Annotated in this window: 14 protein-coding genes; 4 read left to right on the forward strand and 10 right to left on the reverse strand. The window is 60.0% G+C overall.

Annotated features, from left to right (window positions below):
- Positions 1-16: 16 nt before the first annotated feature.
- From acnB to pdhR, 5 genes are all read right to left on the reverse strand, one after another.
- On the reverse strand, positions 17-2614 hold the full coding sequence (acnB, locus tag ACK3CV_RS21230) for a bifunctional aconitate hydratase 2/2-methylisocitrate dehydratase (protein WP_033635927.1): 2598 nt from the start codon (positions 2612-2614) through the stop codon (positions 17-19).
- A 515-nt stretch (positions 2615-3129) separates the two neighbouring features.
- Positions 3130-4554 (reverse strand): dihydrolipoyl dehydrogenase, encoded by a 1425-nt coding sequence (gene lpdA, locus ACK3CV_RS21235; protein ID WP_004937500.1) that lies wholly within the window; start codon positions 4552-4554, stop codon positions 3130-3132.
- A gap of 233 nt (positions 4555-4787) precedes the next feature.
- On the reverse strand, positions 4788-6671 hold the full coding sequence (aceF, locus tag ACK3CV_RS21240; protein ID WP_041036654.1) for a pyruvate dehydrogenase complex dihydrolipoyllysine-residue acetyltransferase: 1884 nt from the start codon (positions 6669-6671) through the stop codon (positions 4788-4790).
- A gap of 13 nt (positions 6672-6684) precedes the next feature.
- The gene (gene aceE, locus ACK3CV_RS21245) at positions 6685-9348 is read right to left on the reverse strand and encodes a pyruvate dehydrogenase (acetyl-transferring), homodimeric type (protein ID WP_004937495.1); all 2664 of its coding nucleotides are present in this window, start codon (positions 9346-9348) and stop codon (positions 6685-6687) included.
- Between the two features lie 165 nt (positions 9349-9513).
- Positions 9514-10278, reverse strand: a complete 765-nt coding sequence (pdhR, locus tag ACK3CV_RS21250) for a pyruvate dehydrogenase complex transcriptional repressor PdhR (protein WP_004937490.1) — start codon at positions 10276-10278, stop codon at positions 9514-9516.
- A gap of 631 nt (positions 10279-10909) precedes the next feature.
- Between pdhR and ACK3CV_RS21255 the strand changes: the two genes are divergently transcribed.
- Entirely contained in the window at positions 10910-12286 is a 1377-nt protein-coding gene (locus ACK3CV_RS21255) for an amino acid permease (protein WP_033635929.1), read from the forward strand.
- Between the two features lie 63 nt (positions 12287-12349).
- Here ACK3CV_RS21255 and ACK3CV_RS21260 read toward each other — a convergent pair whose 3' ends face one another.
- From ACK3CV_RS21260 to ACK3CV_RS21270, 3 genes are read right to left on the reverse strand one after another with little or no spacing between them, the layout of a single operon-like run.
- Positions 12350-13585 carry a cytochrome c gene (locus tag ACK3CV_RS21260; RefSeq protein WP_164040444.1) on the reverse strand — a complete coding sequence of 412 codons (1236 nt, stop codon included), beginning with the start codon at positions 13583-13585 and terminating at the stop codon, positions 12350-12352.
- Positions 13582-14136: a (2Fe-2S)-binding protein gene (locus ACK3CV_RS21265; RefSeq protein ID WP_033635931.1), complete on the reverse strand. Its 555-nt coding sequence runs from the start codon at positions 14134-14136 to the stop codon at positions 13582-13584. Before ACK3CV_RS21265 ends, ACK3CV_RS21260 begins: the two co-directional genes overlap by 4 nt.
- Positions 14133-16922, reverse strand: coding sequence for a xanthine dehydrogenase family protein molybdopterin-binding subunit (locus ACK3CV_RS21270; protein WP_164040443.1), 2790 nt, complete (start codon positions 16920-16922; stop codon positions 14133-14135). Before ACK3CV_RS21270 ends, ACK3CV_RS21265 begins: the two co-directional genes overlap by 4 nt.
- A gap of 208 nt (positions 16923-17130) precedes the next feature.
- Here ACK3CV_RS21270 and ACK3CV_RS21275 point away from each other — a divergent pair, with 208 nt between their 5' ends.
- Complete coding sequence (locus tag ACK3CV_RS21275) at positions 17131-17715, forward strand: nucleotidyltransferase family protein (RefSeq protein ID WP_164040441.1); 585 nt, start codon at positions 17131-17133, stop codon at positions 17713-17715.
- Positions 17716-17723: 8 nt separating this feature from the next.
- Positions 17724-18776 carry an XdhC family protein gene (locus ACK3CV_RS21280; protein ID WP_049194746.1) on the forward strand — a complete coding sequence of 351 codons (1053 nt, stop codon included), beginning with the start codon at positions 17724-17726 and terminating at the stop codon, positions 18774-18776.
- On the opposite strand, the gene ACK3CV_RS21285 is transcribed toward ACK3CV_RS21280, so the two are convergent.
- Positions 18700-19566 carry a helix-turn-helix domain-containing protein gene (locus tag ACK3CV_RS21285; protein WP_033635935.1) on the reverse strand — a complete coding sequence of 289 codons (867 nt, stop codon included), beginning with the start codon at positions 19564-19566 and terminating at the stop codon, positions 18700-18702. The two genes, ACK3CV_RS21280 and ACK3CV_RS21285, sit on opposite strands and share 77 nt — an antisense overlap.
- A gap of 150 nt (positions 19567-19716) precedes the next feature.
- On the reverse strand, positions 19717-21363 hold the full coding sequence (gene fumA / locus ACK3CV_RS21290) for a class I fumarate hydratase FumA (protein WP_033635936.1): 1647 nt from the start codon (positions 21361-21363) through the stop codon (positions 19717-19719).
- 392 nt (positions 21364-21755) lie between these two features.
- Between fumA and ACK3CV_RS21295 the strand changes: the two genes are divergently transcribed.
- Positions 21756-22268, forward strand: coding sequence for a SprT family zinc-dependent metalloprotease (locus tag ACK3CV_RS21295; RefSeq protein ID WP_016930082.1), 513 nt, complete (start codon positions 21756-21758; stop codon positions 22266-22268).
- Positions 22269-22345: the final 77 nt, after the last annotated feature.

The following is a 22345-nucleotide window of genomic DNA, read 5'->3' on the forward strand; positions in this document are numbered from 1 at the left end:
TGCGCAATATAGCGGCTTACACGGCGGTTTGGAAGATCACGCCGTCGGCTTTTTCGGTGTACTGCCCCAGCTGGTCAAAGTTCAGGTAGCGGTAAGTATCCGCCGCCGTCTTGTCGACCTGCGCCATATAGGTCTGGTACTCGTCCGGCGTCGGCAGGCGGCCCAGCAGGGACGCAACCGCAGCCAGTTCGGCAGACGCCAGATAGACGTTGGCGCCGGTACCCAGACGGTTCGGGAAGTTACGGGTCGAGGTGGAGACCACCGTCGCACCGTCCGCCACGCGCGCCTGGTTGCCCATGCACAGCGAGCAGCCCGGGATCTCGATACGCGCGCCGCTTTTGCCGAAGACGCTGTAGTAGCCTTCTTCGGTCAGCTGAGCCGCGTCCATCTTGGTTGGCGGCGCCACCCACAGACGGGTTGGCAGCTGGCCCTTGTGCTGATCCAGCAGCTTGCCGGCCGCGCGGAAGTGGCCGATGTTGGTCATGCAAGACCCGATGAACACTTCATCGATTTTGCTGTTGGCCACGTCGGACAGCAGGCGCGCATCGTCAGGATCGTTCGGCGCGCACAGGATCGGCTCTTTGATCTCGTTCAGATCGATGTCGATCACCGCCGCGTATTCCGCATCCGCATCGCCTTCCAGCAGTTGCGGATCCGCCAGCCATTTTTCCATGCCCTGAATACGGCGCTCCAGCGTACGGCGGTCGCCGTAGCCTTCGGAGATCATCCACTTCAGCAGCACGATGTTGGAGTTCAGGTACTCTTCGATCGGCGCCTTGTCCAGCTTGATGGTACAACCGGCGGCGGAACGTTCGGCGGACGCATCGGTCAGCTCAAACGCCTGCTCGACCTTCAGATCCGGCAGGCCTTCGATCTCCAGGATGCGGCCGGAGAAGATGTTTTTCTTGCCCTTCTTCTCGACGGTCAGCAAGCCTTGCTGGATCGCGTAGTAAGGGATGGCGTGCACCAGATCGCGCAGGGTGATGCCCGGCTGCATTTTGCCTTTGAAGCGCACCAGCACCGACTCAGGCATATCCAGCGGCATTACGCCGGTCGCGGCGGCAAACGCCACCAGGCCGGAACCGGCCGGGAAGGAGATGCCGATCGGGAAGCGGGTGTGGGAATCGCCGCCGGTGCCGACGGTGTCAGGCAGCAGCATGCGGTTCAGCCAGGAGTGGATCACGCCGTCGCCCGGACGCAGCGAGACGCCGCCGCGGTTCATGATGAAGTCAGGCAGCGTGTGGTGCGTGGTCACGTCGACCGGTTTCGGGTACGCGGCGGTGTGGCAGAATGACTGCATGACCAGATCGGCGGAGAAGCCGAGGCAGGCCAGGTCTTTCAGCTCATCACGGGTCATCGGGCCGGTGGTGTCCTGAGAACCGACGGAGGTCATCTTCGGTTCGCAGTATTCGCCAGGGCGAATGCCGGCGACGCCGCAGGCGCGGCCGACCATTTTCTGCGCCAGCGAGAAGCCTTTGCTGCTGGCGGCGACCGGTTTGGCGATACGGAACACATCGCTGTGCGGCAGACCCAGCGCTTCGCGCGCCTTGGTGGTCAGGCCGCGGCCGATGATCAGCGGGATACGGCCGCCGGCGCGCACTTCATCCAGCAGCACGTCGGTTTTCAGCTCGAAGTTGGCGATCAGCGCGCCGGTTTCGTGGTTGCGCACTTCACCTTTGTATGGGTAAACGTCGATCACGTCGCCCATGTTCAGCTCGGACACGTCCACTTCGATCGGCAAGGCGCCGGCATCTTCCATGGTGTTGAAGAAGATAGGCGCAATCTTGCCGCCCAGCACCACGCCGCCGCCGCGCTTGTTCGGCACGTGCGGGATGTCGTCGCCCATAAACCACAGCACGGAGTTGGTGGCGGATTTACGGGAAGAACCGGTGCCGACCACGTCGCCGACGTAGGCCAGCGGGAAGCCTTTTTTGTTCAGCAGCTCGATCTGTTTGATCGGGCCGACGCTGCCCGGCTGATCCGGCACGATGCCTTCACGTTCGTTTTTCAGCATCGCCAGCGCGTGCAGCGGGATGTCCGGGCGCGACCAGGCGTCCGGCGCCGGAGAAAGGTCATCGGTGTTGGTTTCGCCGGTGACTTTGAACACGGTGACGGTGATCTTTTCCGCCAGCTCAGGGCGCGACAGGTACCATTCGGCGTCGGCCCAGGACTGCATGATCTGCTTGGCGTGCGGGTTACCGGCCTTGGCCTTCTCTTCCACGTCGTAGAAGTTGTCGAACATCAGCAGCGTGTGGGACAGCGCTTTCGCGGCGATAGGCGCCAGCGTTTCGTTATCCAGCGCTTCGATCAGCGGGTGAATGTTATAGCCGCCCTGCATGGTGCCTAACAGTTCAATGGCTTTCTCGGGGGTAACCAGGGGGGATGTCGCTTCACCTTTGGCGATGGCCGCCAGGAAACCTGCTTTGACGTAGGCGGCTTCGTCGACGCCCGGTGGAACACGGTTAATCAGCAGGTCTAACAGGAATTCTTCTTCGCCTTTTGGCGGATTCTTCAGTAGTTCGACCAGCGCGGCCATTTGGGTGGCGTCTAGCGGCTTAGGGGCGATGCCCTCAGCAGCACGCTCGGCTACGTGCTTACGGTATTCTTCTAGCACGACGTTCTCCTCGCTCTCATTGTCATTTATTGTGCCTGGCGTATATGCAAACCGGGTTTATACCCTTGGGGTTTCACTCTGTGGCTAGGCGATCGGCCCGTAAAGGCCCCGAAACGGTGATTGGGGCAAACAGACACGGTCAAACAGCGTTACAGCATGAAAGACTGATGGGTAGAGCGCACGGCGATATTGATGCCATCTATCCTGACGGGGCACTGCTGTCGATGTCCTGGACTGTAAGGTACAGTGCCCGGTTCCGCTCAGCCAGCATATCAGGATTTGAAACGGTTGTTAATTCGTTCACATAAAAGCAACATTAAATCTTTGCTGAATCGTTGAGCGCAGCGTAATCGGCTGCCGGACTAGCAGGGCATTATATCCATATAATTAGAATGGATATAAGCAGAGGGATCGGAATTTGGCGCGGCGGCCACAAAAATACCGCTTTCTGAGTTTGAGCAAAAAAAAACGGCTCCTTGTCAGGAGCCGCTTGTTAACCGGTCAAACCAGCAGAATTACTTCTTCTTGGCTTTCGGGTTAGGCAGGTCGGTGATGCTGCCTTCGTAGATCTCCGCCGCCAGGCCCACGGATTCGTGCAAGGTCGGGTGAGCGTGGATGGTCAGCGCGATGTCTTCCGCGTCGCAGCCCATCTCGATAGCCAGACCGATTTCACCCAGCAGTTCGCCGCCGTTGGTGCCGACAATCGCGCCACCGATGATGCGGTGAGTTTCTTTGTCGAAGATCAGTTTGGTCATGCCGTCTGCACAGTCGGAAGCGATCGCACGGCCGGAAGCCGCCCACGGGAAGGTGGAGGTTTCGTAGCTGATACCTTTCTCTTTCGCTTCTTTCTCGGTCAGACCCACCCATGCCACTTCCGGCTCGGTGTAAGCGATGGATGGGATCACTTTCGGATCGAAGTAGTGCTTCATGCCGGCGATAACTTCTGCGGCAACGTGGCCTTCGTGCACGCCTTTGTGCGCCAGCATCGGCTGACCGACGATGTCGCCGATAGCGAAGATGTGCGGCACGTTGGTGCGCAGCTGTTTGTCGACGTTGATGAAGCCACGCTCGTCAACTTCAACACCGGCTTTGCCGGCATCCAGCAGTTTGCCGTTCGGCACGCGGCCGATCGCCACCAGCACCGCGTCGTAACGCTGTGGTTCTGCCGGCGCTTTTTTACCTTCCATCGTGACGTAGATGCCGTCTTCTTTGGCTTCTACCGCGGTCACTTTGGTTTCCAGCATCAGGTTGAACTGCTTGCTGATACGTTTGGTGAAGACTTTCACCACGTCTTTATCTGCCGCCGGGATAACCTGATCGAACATCTCAACGACGTCGATCTGTGAACCCAGCGCATGGTATACGGTGCCCATTTCCAGGCCGATGATGCCGCCGCCCATAACCAGCAGACGCTCTGGGACGGTTTTCAGCTCCAGCGCATCGGTGGAATCCCACACGCGTGGATCTTCATGAGGAATGAATGGCAGTTGGATCGGACGAGAACCTGCAGCGATGATGGCGTTGTCGAAGTTGATGGTGGTTGGGCCGTTTTCGCCTTCAACAACCAGGGTGTTAGCGCCGGTGAACTTGCCCAGGCCGTTGACCACTTTCACTTTACGGCCTTTCGCCATGCCAGCCAGACCGCCGGTCAGCTGAGTGATGACTTTTTCTTTCCAGACGCGCACTTTGTCGATGTCGGTTTTCGGCTCGCCGAAAACGATGCCGTGTTCGGCCAGCGCTTTGGCTTCTTCGATCACTTTGGCAACGTGCAGCAGTGCTTTGGAAGGGATACATCCCACGTTCAGGCAAACCCCGCCCAGAGTGGAATAACGTTCAACCAGAACGGTTTCAAGACCTAAGTCAGCGCAACGAAAGGCTGCAGAGTAACCTGCCGGGCCCGCCCCAAGTACCACGACCTGAGTTTTAATTTCAGTACTCATCATGACCTCTTAATTGATTGTCCGGCGGGTCAGACGTCATTTTTATTGCTAATCGATCTCATAACGCCCTTCATCCACCGGGACGCTTACACCGCGAGCAGTTTACAGAATTGTTAATAATCTGCAAAGCGTGTTCGAGTGACCCGTGTCTCAACAATTTTGTCGAGTTATGCAAAATCCGACAAAACTGCTACAGAATCGTCAGGGGCGCAGCATGCTGCGCCCCTTTTGCATTACATCACCAGACGGCGAATGTCGGACAACATGTTGTTGATGATGGTGATGAAGCGCGCACCATCGGCACCGTCGATAACGCGGTGGTCGAAGGACAGCGACATCGGCATCATCAGGCGCGGCATGAACTCTTTACCGTTCCAGACCGGCTCCATCGCAGACTTGGAGACGCCCAGGATAGCCACTTCCGGCGCGTTGACGATCGGCGCGAAGTGAGTCGTCCCGATGCCACCCAGGCTGGAGATGGTGAAGCAGCCGCCCTGCATCTCGCCCGCGGTCAGCTTGCCGTCGCGCGCTTTCTTGGAGATGGTCATCAGTTCGCGAGACAGCTCGGTGATGCTCTTCTTGTTCACGTCCTTGAACACCGGAACCACCAGGCCGTTCGGGGTATCTACCGCCACGCCGATGTTGATGTATTTCTTCAGCGTCAGCTTCTGACCGTCTTCGGACAGCGAGCTGTTGAAGCGCGGCATCTGCTCCAGAGCGGCAGCAACGGCTTTCATGATGAACACGACAGGCGTGAACTTCACGTCCAGCTTGCGCTTGGCCGCTTCTTCGTTCTGCTGTTTGCGGAACGCTTCCAGATCGGTGATGTCGGTTTTGTCGAAGTGAGTCACGTGCGGGATCATCACCCAGTTGCGGCTCAGGTTCGCGCCAGAGATCTTCTGGATGCGGCCCATTTCGACTTCTTCGATCTCGCCGAACTTGCTGAAGTCCACTTTCGGCCATGGCAGCATGCCTGGCAGACCGCCGCCGGCAGCGGCCGGGGCCGCTTCAGCGCGTTTCACCGCGTCTTTCACGTAAGCCTGAACGTCTTCGCGCAGGATGCGACCTTTACGACCGGTGCCTTTCACTTTCGCCAGGTTAACGCCGAATTCACGCGCCAGACGACGAATGACCGGGGTCGCGTGCACGTATGCCGCGTTCTCGGCGAACTCGCCTTTGTCGTCAGCTTTCGCAGCCGGAGCGGCGGCTTTCGCGGCGGCCGGCGCCGGCGCAGCTTCCGCTTTAGCGGCTGGAACGGCGGCAGCGGCAGGCGCAGCGCCTTCCACTTCGAACACCATGATCAGGGAGCCGGTTTTCACTTTGTCGCCGGTCGCGATCTTGATCTCTTTCACGGTACCCGCGAACGGTGCAGGCACTTCCATGGAGGCCTTGTCGCCTTCCACGGTGATCAGAGACTGCTCGGCGGCAACCTTGTCGCCCACCTTAACCATCACTTCGGTCACTTCGACTTCGTCGCCGCCAATATCCGGCACGGCGACGTCTTTGGCCGCAGAGGCCGCAGGCGCTGCAGCGGCAGCCGGTGCTTCAGCCGTAGCCGGGGCCGCAGCGGAAGCGGCGCCGGCCACTTCGAACACCATGATCAGGGAACCGGTTTTCACTTTGTCGCCGGTCGCGATCTTGATCTCTTTCACGGTACCCGCGAACGGCGCAGGGACTTCCATGGAAGCCTTGTCGCCTTCCACGGTGATCAGGGACTGCTCGGCTTCCACCTTGTCGCCCACTTTCACCAGGATCTCGGTCACTTCGACTTCGTCGGCGCCGATGTCCGGCACGGCAACGTCTTTGGCCGCAGCGGCGGCCGGGGCAGCTGCTGCTGCCGCCGGTTTTTCTTCCGCTTTCGCCGCCGGTGCAGCTTCCGCTGCGCCTGCCGCTTCGAAGATCATGATCAGTTTGCCGGTTTCGGTTTTATCGCCGACCGCCACTTTGATCTCTTTCACCACGCCCGCCTGCGGGGATGGCACTTCCATGGAAGCCTTGTCGCCTTCCACGGTGATCAGCGATTGTTCCGCTTCAACTTTATCGCCGACCTTCACCAGAATCTCGGTGATTTCGACTTCATCTGCACCGATGTCCGGTACGTTGATTTCGATAGACATTATTCAGTACCTCTTAGGCCAGACGCGGGTTAACTTTTTCCGGGTTGATGTCGAATTTCTTGATTGCATCGGCAACCACAGAAGCTTCGATCTCACCGCGTTTAGCCAGTTCACCCAGAGCAGCAACCACCACGTAGGATGCATCGACTTCGAAGTGGTGACGCAGGTTTTCGCGGCTGTCCGAACGACCGAAGCCGTCGGTGCCCAGTACGCGATAGTCGCTGGCCGGCACATAAGTACGAACCTGTTCGGCGAACAGTTTCATGTAGTCGGTAGAAGCTACCGCCGGCGCGTCGCTCATCACCTGAGCGATGTAAGGCACGCGTGGCGTTTCGGTTGGGTGCAGCATGTTCCAGCGCTCGCAGTCCTGGCCGTCGCGCGCCAGCTCGGTGAACGAGGTCACGCTGTAGGTGTCGGAACCCACGCCGTAGTCCTTCGCCAGGATCTGCGCAGCTTCGCGCACGTGGCGCAGGATGGCGCCGGAGCCCAGCAGCTGTACCTTGCCTTTGCTGCCTTCCAGCGTTTCCAGCTTGTAGATACCCTTGCGGATACCTTCTTCCGCACCCTGCGGCATCGCAGGCATGTGGTAGTTTTCGTTCAGCGTGGTCAGGTAGTAGTACACGTTTTCCGGGTTGTCGCCATACATGCGCACCAGACCGTCGTGCATGATCACCGCTACTTCGTACGCGTAAGCCGGATCGTAAGAGATGCAGTTAGGGATGGTCAGAGACTGAATGTGGCTGTGGCCATCTTCGTGCTGCAGACCTTCGCCGTTCAGGGTAGTACGGCCCGAGGTCCCACCGATCAGGAAGCCGCGCGCCTGTTGGTCGCCCGCTGCCCAGCACAGGTCGCCGATACGTTGGAAACCGAACATCGAGTAGTAGATGTAGAACGGAATCATCGGCAGATCGTTGGTGCTGTAGGAAGTCGCTGCGGCCAGCCAGGAAGAGGCTGCGCCCAGTTCGTTGATGCCTTCCTGCAGGATTTGGCCTTTCTCGTCTTCTTTGTAGTAAGCCACCTGCTCACGGTCCTGCGGGGTGTACTGCTGGCCGTTCGGGCTGTAGATACCGATCTGACGGAACAGACCTTCCATACCGAAGGTACGCGCTTCGTCGGCGATGATTGGCACCAGGCGATCTTTGATCGACTTGTTCTTCAGCATCACGTTCAGGGCACGCACGAAGGCGATAGTGGTGGAGATCTCTTTGTTCTGCTCTTCCAGCAGCGAGCTGAAATCTTCCAGCGCCGGCATTTCCAGCTTCTGGGTGAACTCCGGCAGACGCGTCGGCACGTAGCCTTTCAGCGCCTGGCGACGTTCGTGCAGGTATTTGTACTCTTCGGAATCTTTCTCGAAGGTGATGTACGGCAGTTTTTCGATGTCAGCATCGGCAACCGGCACGTTGAAACGATCGCGGAAGTGGTGAACCCCTTCCATGTTCATTTTCTTCACCTGGTGAGCGATGTTTTTACCTTCCGCGGTTTCACCCATGCCGTAACCTTTGATGGTGTGGGCCAGGATAACGGTCGGTTTGCCTTTGGTGTCCTGCGCTTTTTTCAGTGCAGCGAAGATTTTCTTCGGATCGTGACCACCACGGTTCAGCGCCCAGATTTCGTCGTCGGTCATGTCTTTGACCAGCGCCGCGGTTTCCGGATAACGGCCGAAGAAGTGCTCGCGCACGTAAGCGCCGTCTTTGGATTTGAAGGTCTGGTAGTCGCCGTCCAGGGTCTCGTTCATCAGCTGAACCAGTTTACCGCTGGTGTCTTTACGCAGCAGTTCGTCCCAACGGCCGCCCCAGATCACTTTCAGCACCTGCCAGCCTGCGCCGGAGAAGATGCCTTCCAGTTCGTTGATGATCTTGCCGTTGCCGGTGACCGGGCCGTCCAGGCGCTGCAGGTTGCAGTTGATGACGAACACCAGGTTGTCCAGCTTCTCGCGGGTCGCGATGGTGATGGCGCCTTTGGATTCCGGCTCATCCATCTCGCCGTCGCCCAGGAAGGCGTAAACGGTCTGCTCAGAGGTGTCTTTCAGGCCGCGGTGTTCCAGGTATTTCAGGAACTTCGCCTGATAGATGGCGCTGATTGGGCCCAGGCCCATGGATACGGTCGGGAACTGCCAGAATTCCGGCATCAGCTTAGGATGCGGGTAAGAGGACAGGCCGTTGCCGTGCACTTCCTGACGGAAGTTGTTCATTTGTTCTTCGGTCAGGCGGCCTTCAAGGAAGGCACGCGCGTAAACGCCCGGAGAAATGTGGCCCTGGAAGTACACCAGGTCGCCGCCGTCTTTCTCGTTGCGTGCGCGGAAGAAGTGGTTAAAGCAGACTTCATAGAAGGTCGCGGAAGACTGGAAGGAAGCCATGTGGCCGCCCAGCTCCAGGTCTTTTTTGGATGCGCGCAGAACGGTCATGATCGCGTTCCAACGGATCGCAGAGCGAATGCGGCGTTCCAGATCCAGGTTGCCTGGGTAGGCCGGTTCGTCTTCTACCGCGATGGTGTTGACGTAGTTGTGCGCTGCAGCACCGGCCGCAACGTTAACACCGCCTTTGCGGGCTTCTCCCAATACCTGATCAATCAGAAACTGAGCTCGCTCAACACCCTCTTCACGGATGACCGATTCGATCGCCTGCAGCCAGTCGCGGGTTTCGATCGGATCCACGTCATTGTTTAAACGTTCTGACATGGTGGTATTCCTTATCTGTCTAATGGTTTGTTTGGAGCCTGTCTTCCTGTGCTCTGTGCAAAAACACACGAAGACAGGCCCATCAGTTTAGTTGCCGCTTAAGTACTTAACTAAGTACCTCGAACTTAACCCCCGCAGGCTGGTGTACCCTGAAGAGGACAGCTCTTAATCCTTGCGTTGCTGGAGACGCCGTAGCGATCTCTCGCGCCGAGTATGCTCCCGGCTGAGATCCAGCAAGATTTCCTCGATAAACGCCAAGTGGCGATGCGAGGCTTCACGGGCCTTTTCCGGCTCGCGTGCCACAATCGCCTCAAAAATTCCGGCGCGGTGGCTGCTCACTTTTGCCAACATCTCACGGCGCGAGTAGAGCAATTCAAAGTTCTGACGCACGTTCTGTTCCAGCATCGGCCCCATGCAGCGTAGCAGGTGAAGTAACACAACGTTGTGGGCAGCTTCGGTCACGGCGATTTGATACTGCATGACCGCATCGGCTTCGGCGTCGAGATCGCCGCTGTCTTGAGCCTGTTGAATCACGATGTGGCAGTCGCGGATGCGCGCCAGATCTTCATCGGTGCCGCGCAGCGCCGCGTAATAGGCGGCAATGCCTTCCAGCGCGTGACGGGTTTCCAGCAGATCGAACTGTGATTCGGGATGGTCGGCCAGCAGCTCGGCCAGCGGATCGCTGAAGCTCTGCCACAGATTAGTTTGCACGAAGGTGCCGCCGCCCTGACGACGCAGGAGCAGCCCTTTCGCTTCCAGGCGCTGAATGGCCTCTCTCAGAGAAGGACGGGAGACATCAAATTGTTTCGCCAGCTCGCGCTCCGGAGGCAGTTTTTCGCCTGGGCGCAGTGTCCCCTCGAGGATCAGATATTCGAGCTGTTGCTCGATAACATCTGACAACTTGGGTTGGCGGATTTTGCTGTAGGCCATGAGTGAATTCTTCTCTGCGAATGGCGCGGAGTCAATTGGTAATACCAATTTCAAAAACGTGACGGTAAAGTAACAAAGTATTCACCTCCTGTCCATACGGGCCTTGATCGAAATCAGGTTACCCGCACATTTTAACACCCCGCTGAAAACCCCGCTGCAAACCGGTAACGCCGTGATGGTATTACCATTTACGCGCCGGGTTGGGGATTTAACTTTTACCAAACCTTACGCAAGGAAGAGTGCAAACTTTTTGCCCAAGTTTTATTGCATGGTTATGACGCTTTAATGAATGGCTATTTGGCGAGCAGCGCCACGGTGATTCGTTCATTATTTGAACGCGCGCCGCCGCTCGGATCTACGTTATTTTTGCGCATTATGTGATTTGTTGCTTATTTCATGCACTGAATCCCCCCCGCCGTCACACAACCCGCATTTTGTTTCCTAAACTGCTGCAATCTTAATCACTCACACGACAAAGCAGGTGCAAATCGACGCACATAACATTATTCTCTGCCAAACGGTAGCGGCGCCGTGGAATTAATAGCTATAACGCCGTAAATAAAACAAAACACACATCGTAACCACTGCTTTACAGGCATGTGGGCATTCACAACGACAGAGGGTTTGATTGATGGATGGTCAACAGCATGGTGACCAGCTGAAACGCGGCCTGAAAAACCGCCATATTCAGCTCATCGCCTTAGGTGGCGCAATCGGCACCGGGTTATTTCTCGGTATCGCTCAAACAATAAAAATGGCCGGCCCGTCAGTGCTTCTCGGCTACGCCATCGGCGGCTTCATCGCGTTTCTGATCATGCGCCAGCTGGGGGAGATGGTGGTGGAAGAGCCGGTTGCCGGTTCCTTCAGCCACTTCGCCTACAAATACTGGGGCAACTTCGCCGGCTTCGCCTCCGGCTGGAACTACTGGGTGCTGTATGTCCTGGTGGCGATGGCGGAACTGACCGCGGTCGGCATCTACGTGCAGTACTGGTGGCCGGAGATCCCCACCTGGGTTTCCGCCGCGGTATTCTTCCTGGCGATCAACGCCATCAACCTGGCCAACGTGAAAGTTTACGGCGAGATGGAGTTCTGGTTTGCCATCATCAAGGTGGTGGCAATTATCGGCATGATCGTGTTCGGCGCCTACCTGCTGTTCAGCGGCATGGGCGGCCCGGAAGCCACCGTCACCAACCTGTGGGCGCAGGGCGGGTTCTTCCCGAACGGCGTCATGGGCCTGGTGATGGCGATGGCGGTGATCATGTTCTCCTTCGGCGGCCTCGAGCTGGTCGGCATCACCGCCGCCGAAGCCGACGACCCGCAAAAGAGCATTCCGAAAGCCACCAATCAGGTGATCTACCGCATTCTGATCTTCTATATCGGTTCGCTGGCCATTCTGCTGTCGCTGTACCCTTGGGGCAAAGTGGTCGAAGGCGGCAGCCCGTTCGTGCTGATCTTCCACGCGCTGAACAGCAACCTGGTGGCGACCGTGCTGAACATCGTGGTGCTTACCGCCGCGCTGTCGGTGTACAACAGCTGCGTCTACTGTAACAGCCGCATGCTGTACGGCCTGGCGCAGCAGGGCAACGGCCCGAAAAGCCTGTTGAAGGTCGACGGCCGCGGCGTGCCGGTGGTGGCCATCGGCATTTCCGCCCTCGCCACCGCGCTGTGCGTGCTGATTAACTACCTGATCCCGGGCCGCGCCTTCGAACTGTTGATGGCGTTGGTGGTATCGGCGCTGGTGATCAACTGGGCGATGATCAGCCTGGCGCACCTGAAGTTCCGCGCCGCTAAAAATCGCGAAGGTGTGGTGCCGAAGTTCAAAGCGTTCTGGTACCCGTTCAGCAACTACCTGTGCCTGCTGTTCATGGCCGGCATCCTGGTGATCATGTACCTGACGCCGGGCATTCAAATCTCGGTGCTGCTGATCCCGGTGTGGGTGGCGATCCTGGCCGTCGGTTACGCCATCAAACAGCGCAGCCAACGCGTCGACGGCGTCACCAGCCGTTGAACCCCGTGACCGCACAGTAAAATGGCCCGCTGATGCGGGCCATTTTTTTCGCCTGAACGCCGCTTACTTGCGCAGCGCTTTCACCTGTTCGGCGGTGATGTCCGCCGGCAAGCCGCCCCAGGTCACGCGCAGATAATTCACCAGCTCCGCCACGTCGGCATCGCTCAGCCGTTCGCCGAAGCCCGGCATGCTCTGCATGCTTTCGCCGTTCGGGAACTGCTGAGCCGGCAGGCCGTCCAACACCGACACGATCAGGTTCTTGCCGTCCACCTGGCGCAGCGTGGCGTTATCGCGCATCGCCGGTGCGACGTGCGGTTTGCCCTCGCCTTCGCGCGCGTGGCAGCCGGCGCACTGATCCAGATAGGCCATGCGCCCGGCATCGCTGCCCTGGCCCATTTTCACCTGCACAGCCGCCGGCGGCTGCTCGCCCATCAGATACAGCGCCAGCGCCTGATGGTCTTCCGGCGTTAAATGCCGGGTGCTGAGATCCACCACCATGTGCATCTCGCTGAAGGCGGAACCCTGCGGCGCGAGGCCGGTGCTGAGGAAGCGGCTGACGTCCTGCGGCGTCCAGCCGCGCTGCGCCAGGCCGTGCGGCGTAATGTCCGGCGCCATGAAGCGGCCGAGATCGCCGCCCTGCATCGGCTTGGCGAGATCCATCTGCCCCAGCGCGCCGCGCGGCGTGTGGCATTCGCCACAGTGGCCCAGCACGTCGGCCAGATAGCGGCCGCGCTGCCATTGCGGCGAGCTGCCCTGCGAACTGGCCGGCAGCGGATCCTGGCTGCGGAACAGCAGGTTCCAGCCGATCAGCGCCATGCGCTGGTTGAACGGGAACGGCATCTCGTTGGCCGGAATGGCCACGTCCACCGCCGGGCGCGTCATCAGGTAAGCGTAGATGTCGTCGGCGTCCTGACGCGACATGCCCTTGTACGAGGTATATGGCATCGCCGGGTACAGGTGCCGCCCGCCCGGCGCCACGCCCTGCGTCAGCGCCAGGAAGAAGTCGTCCTTGGTCCAGCGCCCGATGCCGTGGTCGGCCGACGGCGTCAGATTGCTGCCGTAAATCGTGCCGAACGGCGTTTCCAGCGGATAGCCGCCGGCCAACGGCGCCCCGCCGCTGGCGGTATGGCAGGCGGCGCAGTCGGCGGCCTGCGCCAGATAGCGGCCACGGGCGATCTGTTCGGCGCCGGCGGTCACCTGCTGCACCGGGCCGTCGTAACGGCGGTTTTCCCGCCACCACAGCAGCGCAATCACCACGATCGCCACCAGCAAAATCAATACTGCGAGACGTTTTTTCATTGCGCCGTCTCCTTGAGCAGGCCCGGCGTTTTCAGCACCACGTCGCGCACCGCTTCGTAGTAGCGTACGTAGCCGGTGCAGCGGCAGATGTGGCTGTCCAGCGCCTGCTCGATGGCGCTTTCCAACTGCTCGCGAGCGATAGGCTCACGCTTGAGCTTTTCCACGAAAATGGTGGCGGCATTGACAAAGCCCGGCGTGCAGTAGCCGCACTGGAAGCTGTAGTGCTCCAGAAACGCCTGCTGGATCGGCGACAGTTCAACCACCTCGCCCTGCTCGTCCACCCTGGCGTGGCCTTCGACGGTACGCACTTTCTTGCCGTTGAAGAAATGCGCGCCGGTGATGCAGGTGCGCACCTCTTCGCTGGTGCCGCTCGGGTGATCGACGATCGCCACGCAGGCGTGGCAAATGCCCTGCCCGCAGCCGAGGCGCGAGCCGGTCAGGTCAAGGTATTCGTGCAGGAAATCGATCATCATCAGGCCTTCCGGCACCTCGATTGGGCCGTATTGCTTCTGGTTAATGGTCAGGGAGATCGGCTGGGTTTTAATGCTCATTGTAATACCTCACGAATATTTTCTGCACGAACGGGCAAATCACGGAAACGGTGGCCGGTGGCGTCGGCGATGGCGTTGACCAGCGCGGCCACGATCGGGATCATCACCACCTCCGCCATGCCTTTCGGCGGATCGGTTTCCGACAACGCCGGCAAGATGTCGCCGCTCTGCTTCCACACCGCCACGTCGCTGGCGCGCGGCAGGTGGTAACGGTTGAAGTTCCAGGTGCCGTTGCCCGGCCCGTCTTCGTACAGCGGTAAATATTCGTGCAGCGCATGGCCGATCCCCATCGCCAGCCCGCCCTGCAGCTGGCCGGAAACCAGTTCCGGCACGATCAGGTTGCCGCACTCCATGATCGAATGGTGATTCAGCAATTCCACCTGGCCGGTGGCGATATCTATCGCCACTTCCGCCAGCGTGCCAACGGCGCTGTAGTAGGTCACCGCCGCATTGTTACGCTGGGTTGGCGGGTAGTAGACCTGCCCACGCGCCAGCGGTTTGAATTCGCCGCCGGCGTTGCGCAGCGCCATGCCGTCGATCGGCAGGCGTTCGCTTTTGCCGCTCAGCGTGAAATCGGCCTCCGCCCACTGCCAGCGGTTGAAGACGTGCACCGCCGCGCCGGTGACGCCGCCCATCTGATAAGCCGTCTTGGCCAGCAGTTCGAGGCTCAGCACCGACATGCCCGCCGCCGTCAGGCCACCCTCGACCCAACGCGCATCTTCACGCCGCACCACCAGCGGCGCCGCCTGGCCGCCGCCGATGCCGGCCTGCCACAGCGCCATCGCCGCCGGCCAGATGCCGTGATCGAAGATCAGGCGCGCCGCTTCGCGGGTGCTGTGCGAGAAGTAATAGGCCGAGTTGCTGGCGCTGGACGGCGAACAGTAGCTCGGCGTCCAGTTAGGGTTGGTTTGCAGCTTGTCCTGCTCCTCCTGCGACATCAGGTAGGGATCGCCGCTGGTGACCATCGGCAGCACCGACCAGTCGGTGACCGAGAAATGCGCTTCGTCGGCCGGTTTGCCCAGCCACTGCGCACACAGCACCGACTGCGAGGTCGACATGCCGGTGCCCATCTCCGCGCCGCTGTGGTGCAGCGTGATGCGGCCGTCTTCGCTCAGCTCCACCCGGGCGAACGAGGTTTCCGCGCCGGTGCCGAAGTCTTTCTGCACGCAGCCGAAGCCAACGCCATAGCGCTTGCCGGGATGGCGGCTCTCAAACTCGGCCTTGCGTTCGGCGCGCTTGAGCCACATCTCATGCTTCGCCGCCTTCTCCAGCACTTCATCGGCGCGGATCGCACCGGCCGGGATCGCCCCCTGGGTATTTTTCATGCCGGATTTCAACACGTTGCGCAGGCGGAATTCGATCGGGTCGATCTTCAGTTCGGCGGCCAGTTCATCCACCATCATCTCGGTGGCGGCCATGCTCTGCAGCGTGCCGTAACCGCGCGCCGAGCCGGCGTCGATGGCACGCGAGGCCAGCCCGACCGAGGACAGATCGCTTTTCGGGAAGTAGTAAATCGACTGGGCGGCGGTCGCGCCGACCATCACCACCGAAGGGGTAAAGTTGCTGCGGCCGCCGCCGTCCGCGGTCATGTCGCCGAGGAACGACTGCATAACGCCGGTCTGGCGATTCACCGCGATGCGGTAATTCATATCGAACGCGTGGCGCTTCAGCGCCGTTTGGAACTGCTCGAAGCGATCGTTGGCCAGGCGCACCGGGTGGCCGTCGCCGTACATCGCCGCCACCGCGCCATAATACGGGAAGTTGTAGTGATCTTTCGAGCCGTAGCCCACGGTGTAGCACGGGTGCAGGATCAGCTGTTTCACCGGTGGATTGCGCTTGGCCAGCATGCGCGGCATCTCGTCGGCCACTTCCTGCGGCGACTGGGTCGGCACCACCAGATGCAGCGTTTGCGTCTCGGCGTCGAACCAGCCGTTGGCGTTGTCCGGCTCCAGCGCCGAGGTGTCGATCGACTGCGTGGTGTAGCGGCGCGACATCACCAGCCAATCGGCCGGCGGATTGGTCATCTCGTCGGCGATCAGGCCTGCATAGCGCATGCCTTCCTGATCCAGCTTGCCGCCCTCGCGCCCTTCCGGCCACACCGGCAGGTGTTTTTTCATCGACACCGGGAAGATCGGCGTGTCCTTCAGGCTGGAGAAGCGATCGTCGTCGAACGGTTGATCGCCCCCCACCCGCACATAGCGGAAGCTGCCCCAGGGATCGCGCTCCAGCGGGCCGGTGACCGCGCCGTATTTGATGGTTTCCTCACGGAATTTCAGCTTGTCCTTGGCGAAGCGGAAACGCGCGAAGTCGTGATAGATCAGCATCGCCACCGCCTGGCCGAGGTAGGTCGGGGTTTTGCCGCTCGGCAGCAGCATGTCGTCGCCGTAGAACGCCGGGAAGGCCAGGCCGTCGCGCGCCAGATCTTCCGCCGTCACCAGGCGATCCGGCTGCAGGTCGTCCCCCAGCAGCGTCAGATCGACGCCCTCGAACAGCCGGTCGGCTTTAGTGACGCGCAGAATGAAGGCGTGCGCCTGTTTCTGCGGCCAGTGCGGCATGTCCACCGCGCGGATATCGCGCGCGAACACCTTCTGCCCCATGACCTTGGCGCGGCCATCGATACGGAAACGGACGCGTTTGGTCTGCGGATCCCAGTTGGGTGACTGGAGGATTTTTTGCTCGAACAGCGCGGCGTAGGCGCGGCTGTACAGGGGCGCGAGGTACACAGACACCCCCGCAATCACGGCGCCTTTGATAAAGCGGCGCCGCGACGGGTTGAAATTGCTCATAAATAAGTCCTTCACGTCTTTCTTGTAATTGGTTTTTGTTCGCGGTGTTGTTGCGCAAACGCTGACGACCTTGCCGTAGACGTCATAAGCATATGCTTATAACTAAAATTATGTGATGATTAACAGGCTGTTTTCAACAAAAAAACATTTACAAAACACAGGTAGTTTGTAGGCTAATAAATAATTTGCGCAAACGCGGACTTCAACCATGACCACGGGCATTGTCATTACCGCCGCCGGACGCGGGGAGCGCTTTATTCAGGCCGGCGGCCAGGGCAACAAATTGAACGCCGGGTTTGCCGATGCAGCGGGCGAGCGGCGATCGCTGTTCGAACACACCCTGCGCCAGGCATTGGCCTCCGACCTGCCGGTACAGGTGGTGACCCGGCCGGATAATCTGCCGGTGCTGGCAGCCTGCGCCGCCAATCAGGTGCCGGTCACCCTGCTCGCCAGCGCGGGCCTCGGCGACTCGATCGCCGCGGGCGTTGCGGCCACGCCGCACTGGCAGGGCTGGCTGATCCACCTGGCCGATATGCCGTTCGTCGGCGCCGATGTTTTCCGGCAGGTGGCGGATGCCTTACGGCAGCACGCGATCGTGCGCCCCTGCTATGCGCAACAGCCCGGCCACCCGGTCGGCTTTTCCGCCCTATTGCGCAAACCACTTTGCCAACTGCGCGGCGATAATGGCGCACGTGAACTGCTGCAAGGCGCGGCAGTGCACCTGCTGCCGCTTGAGCACCCCGACGTCGTGCAGGATATTGATCTTCCATCGCAACTCCCGGCTAGCGAGTAAATTCACCTATGCAACATCTTGATGTCACCGTGGTCAGCCAGGCGATAAGCTGGCTGCAGCAACAGCCGGTCTGGTTATGCACCGTGCTCAGCACCTACGGCTCTTCGCCGCGGTCGCCGGGCGCGCTGATGGCGGCGACCCGCGACGGCCGCTACAGCGGTTCGCTGTCGGGCGGCTGCGTGGAGGAGGATTTTTTGCGCCGCGTGGCCGCCGGGGAGTACCAGGCGGCCAGCCAGGTGATCCGTTACGGCGAAGGCGGCATGACGCCCAACGTGGCGCTGCCCTGCGGCGGCGTGCTGGACGTGCTGATCGAATACCTGCCGGCGGGTGAAGACAGCATCGCTTACCTGCGACGCATCGCCGGCGCGCTGGAAGGGCATCATGCGTTGATCAAACGCCTGACGCTGCCCAACGCCTGCCACAGCCTCGAGCAGAGCCACTTCACCAGCGCCACGCAGGTCGAACGCCGGCTCGAGCAGATCACCCTGCACATCGCGGCCGCGCCGCGCCTGCTGATCGCCGGGCTGTCCAGCGTGGCGCTGTACTGCGCCGATTTCGCCGTGGCGCTGGGGTTTGAGGTGCTGGTGTGCGAGAACCGCCCGGAGGCGCTGGATAACTTTGCCGCCGAGCTGAAACCGGGTGTGACGTTGCTGCGTCAGTTTCCGGCCAAATTCATTGAGGAAGGGGGTTGCCACGCCAATACCGCCGTCGTGGCGCTGACCCACGATCCACGCATGGACGACCTGACGCTGATGGAAGCGATCCACACCCCGGCGTTTTACATCGGCGCCATGGGCTCGCTCAGAAACAGCGCGCGGCGGCGCCAGCGTTTGCAGCAGATTGCCGAATTCACCCCGCAGGAGCTGGAACGCATCCATGCGCCGATCGGCCTGCCGCTGGGCAGCAAAACCCCGGCGGAGATCGCCCTGGCGGTGATGGCGGCGATCGTGCAGCAAAAAAACCGGCTGCCGGCCGCCGACGGGCTCAATGCAGCGGCACCACCGGCACCAGATGCTGCAGCTCCAGATGCAGCTCCTCTTTCCCGCTCAGCGAATAGCTGAACACCGTCATGTCCGGCCCGTCACCGCGGGCCAGCCCCATTTCGGGCAGCACCTGCGTGTAAATTTTAATGATGTGATCGTTGAGCGCCACCGGCTTGCCGGAATAGCGAAAACGGCAAAACTCGCCGTGGATCTCCGGCAGCGGCTCCAGCACCACGCCTTCGCGCAGCGGGTATTCCGTCGTCACGCCTAGGGTATAATCGACCCTGACCCGCTCGCCGTCCGGCACCAGCTGGGTAAACGAATAGGTTTGCATCGGGCGCTCGCCCAATAAGGTATAGAACTGCGCCCGCAGCGCGCTGCGCTGCGGCAGGTGCGACTTGTCCAGCTTCTCGATATCCAGGTGATAAGCGTACTGCTTGCCGTGAAAGGCGTATTGCCCGCTGGCGATGCTGACGCGTTCAACCTGAATATCACCCGGCTGGCTGGCCGCCAGCGAACGCACCAGATTGCTGAAGTCCTGCTTGCGGGCATGGCGATAGACGCTGGGCGATTCGGCGAAGTGTTTCTTGAAACAGCGCGAGAACGTCTGCTGGTTATCGAATTGGTATTCGACCGAGATATCGAGGATGCTCTTCTGCGTGAAACGCAAGGCGAAGGCAGCGAGATAGAGGCGGCGAGCGCGGATATACGAAGCTAACGATAATCCGGTCTGCTTCTTGAACATGCGCTGCAGATACCATTTCGTATAGCCTGACTTGGCGGAAACGATATCCAACGACAGCGGATTGGTCAGATTATCCTCAATCCAGACCAGCAATTCCTTGATATGACTTTCCTGCGTACTCATGTGCTTGCCGAGCCTTCTGTTGCCGATATTCCATTAGTCGAATTTTAGTGCTGTCCGCGTAGGGTATACAGGTTAAAACTCGCCGTCCAGCAGGCTACAGGACTTTACACAATCCCCTTCACCGCCCGCAGGCGGCGAAGGGGGCCGCGCTTATTTCAGGCAGCTGGAGCACTGACCGGCCTGGATCTTCTGGAAGAAGTCATTGCCTTTGTCATCCACCAGGATAAACGCCGGGAAATCTTCCACCTCGATTTTCCAGATCGCTTCCATGCCCAGCTCAGGGTACTCCACGCACTCCAGGCTCTTGATGCTCTGCTGCGCCAGCACCGCCGCCGGGCCGCCGATGCTGCCGAGATAGAAACCGCCGTGCTTGTGGCAGGCATCCGTTACCTGCTGGCTGCGGTTGCCTTTCGCCAGCATGATCATGCTGCCGCCGTGGGATTGCAGCAGATCGACGTAGGAGTCCATACGCCCGGCGGTGGTTGGCCCCAGCGAACCGGACGCGTAGCCCTCCGGCGTTTTGGCCGGGCCGGCGTAGTAGATCGGGTGATCCTTGACGTACTGCGGCAGGCCTTCACCGCGATCCAGGCGCTCTTTCAGCTTGGCGTGCGCGATATCACGGCCGACGATGATGGTGCCGCTCAGCGACAGGCGGGTGGAAACCGGGTACTGCGACAGCTGTTTGAGGATCTCGGCCATCGGACGGTTGAGATCGACCTTGATCGCCTCTCCCTCCCCGGCCTGGCGCAGCTCCTGAGGAATGAATTTCCCCGGATTGTGCTCCAGTTTTTCCAGCCAGATGCCGTCGCGGTTGATCTTGCCTTTGATGTTGCGGTCCGCCGAGCAGGAGACGCCCATGCCGACCGGGCACGACGCGCCGTGGCGCGGCAGGCGCACCACGCGGATATCGTGCGCGAAGTATTTGCCGCCGAACTGCGCGCCCAGCCCCAGGTTCTGCGCTTCTTGCAGCAGTTCCGCTTCGAGTTCCAGATCGCGGAACGCCTGGCCATGCTCGTTGCCTTCGGTCGGCAGACCATCGTAATACTTGGTCGAAGCCAGCTTGACGGTTTTCAGCGTCGCTTCCGCCGAGGTGCCGCCGATGACGAACGCCACGTGGTACGGCGGGCAAGCCGCGGTGCCCAGCGTGCGCATCTTGTCGACCAGGTAATTTTTCAGTTTGCCCGGCGACAGCAGCGCCTTGGTTTCCTGATACAGATAGGTTTTGTTGGCGGAACCGCCGCCCTTGGCGATGCACAGGAACTTGTACTCTTCACCGTCCACGCTGTAGAGATCGATCTGCGCCGGCAGGTTGCTGCCGGTATTGACCTCTTTATACATATCCAGCGCGGCGTTCTGCGAATAGCGCAGGTTCTCTTCGATGTAGGTGTTGTACACCCCGCGCGACAACGCGGCTTCATCGCCGCCGCCGGTCCAGACGCGCTGGCCCTTTTTGCCGACGATGATCGCCGTGCCGGTGTCCTGGCAGGTCGGTAAAATACCCTTGGCGGCGATTTCTGAGTTACGCAGAAATTGCAGCGCAACGTACTTGTCGTTTTCGCTGGCGTCCGGATCGTCGAGGATATCGGCCACCTGCTGTTGGTGCGCCGGGCGCAGCATGAACGAGGCGTCGTGGAACGCATGCTGGGCAAGCAGGGTTAACGCTTCAGGGGCAACTTTCAGAATTTCCTGGCCTTCAAATTCGCTCACGGAAACGTGGTCGCGGCTCAGCAGGTAGTATTCGGTATCGTCTTTCTTCAGCGGGAACGGATCTTGATAGTGGAACGGTTTATTCGACATTGATCTCTCACTTGCAACATCAGCTGCGTTAAATTCACACTTGCGGCGCACGGCTCGGCGCCTTGTCAAAAAACTGCCTCCACCTTACGTATTTTTAATCAGTCAGTTATTGCGCCAAATCGCAAAATAACCGCTCTTTGCGTAAGGGATTACCACAGGCGGCGTTTCAACCTTGCTCGGTGAGAACTGCGGGTACAGGCTCATCATGCACGCTTTATTATCCCGCAGTTAACACATTGATTACAATCCATCGGCGGCGATCGCCTTATCAATGTGGCGAAAAACCGGCGCGCAGCGCCAAGAAAGCGTCGGATGCGGATTTACGCCGGGGTATGCGGATTTACGCCGGGGTATATTGTCAGCCGCCGCGCCATTGCTTAAGCTAGGCCGCAATGAACAAACCAAGAATCCCCATCGCGCTGCAACAAGCGGTGATGCGCTGCCTGCGAGAAAAGCTGCAGTTGGCCCGCCGGCATTTTGCCGTCGAGTTCCCCGAACCCAGCATCGTCTATCAGCAACGCGGCACCAGCGCGGGCACCGCCTGGCTGCAAAGCTGGGAAATCCGCCTGAATCCGGTGCTGCTGCTGGAAAACCAACAGCCGTTTATCGATGAAGTGGTGCCGCACGAGTTGGCGCACCTGCTGGTGTTTCGCCAATTCGGCCGGGTGGCGCCGCACGGCCGCGAATGGCGCTGGATGATGGAAAGCGTGCTGCTGACCCCCGCCAGCCGCACCCACCGCTTCGAAACCGCCTCGGTGCAAAGCAAAACCTTCCCCTATCGCTGCGGCTGCGGGCAGCACCAGCTCACCATTCGCCGCCATAATCGCGTGCTGCGCGGCGAAAGCGAATACCGCTGCCGCCGGTGCGGCGAAAAACTGAAATTTCTCGCTAGCGAGAACCTTTAGTTAAACGATTTATACGTTAAAACAAGCAAATATCGCCATTTGCCACTGCCGGCAAGTTCCGTTACCCTGCCTGCTTT

This window comes from Serratia sp. TSO36 (genome assembly GCF_057808395.1).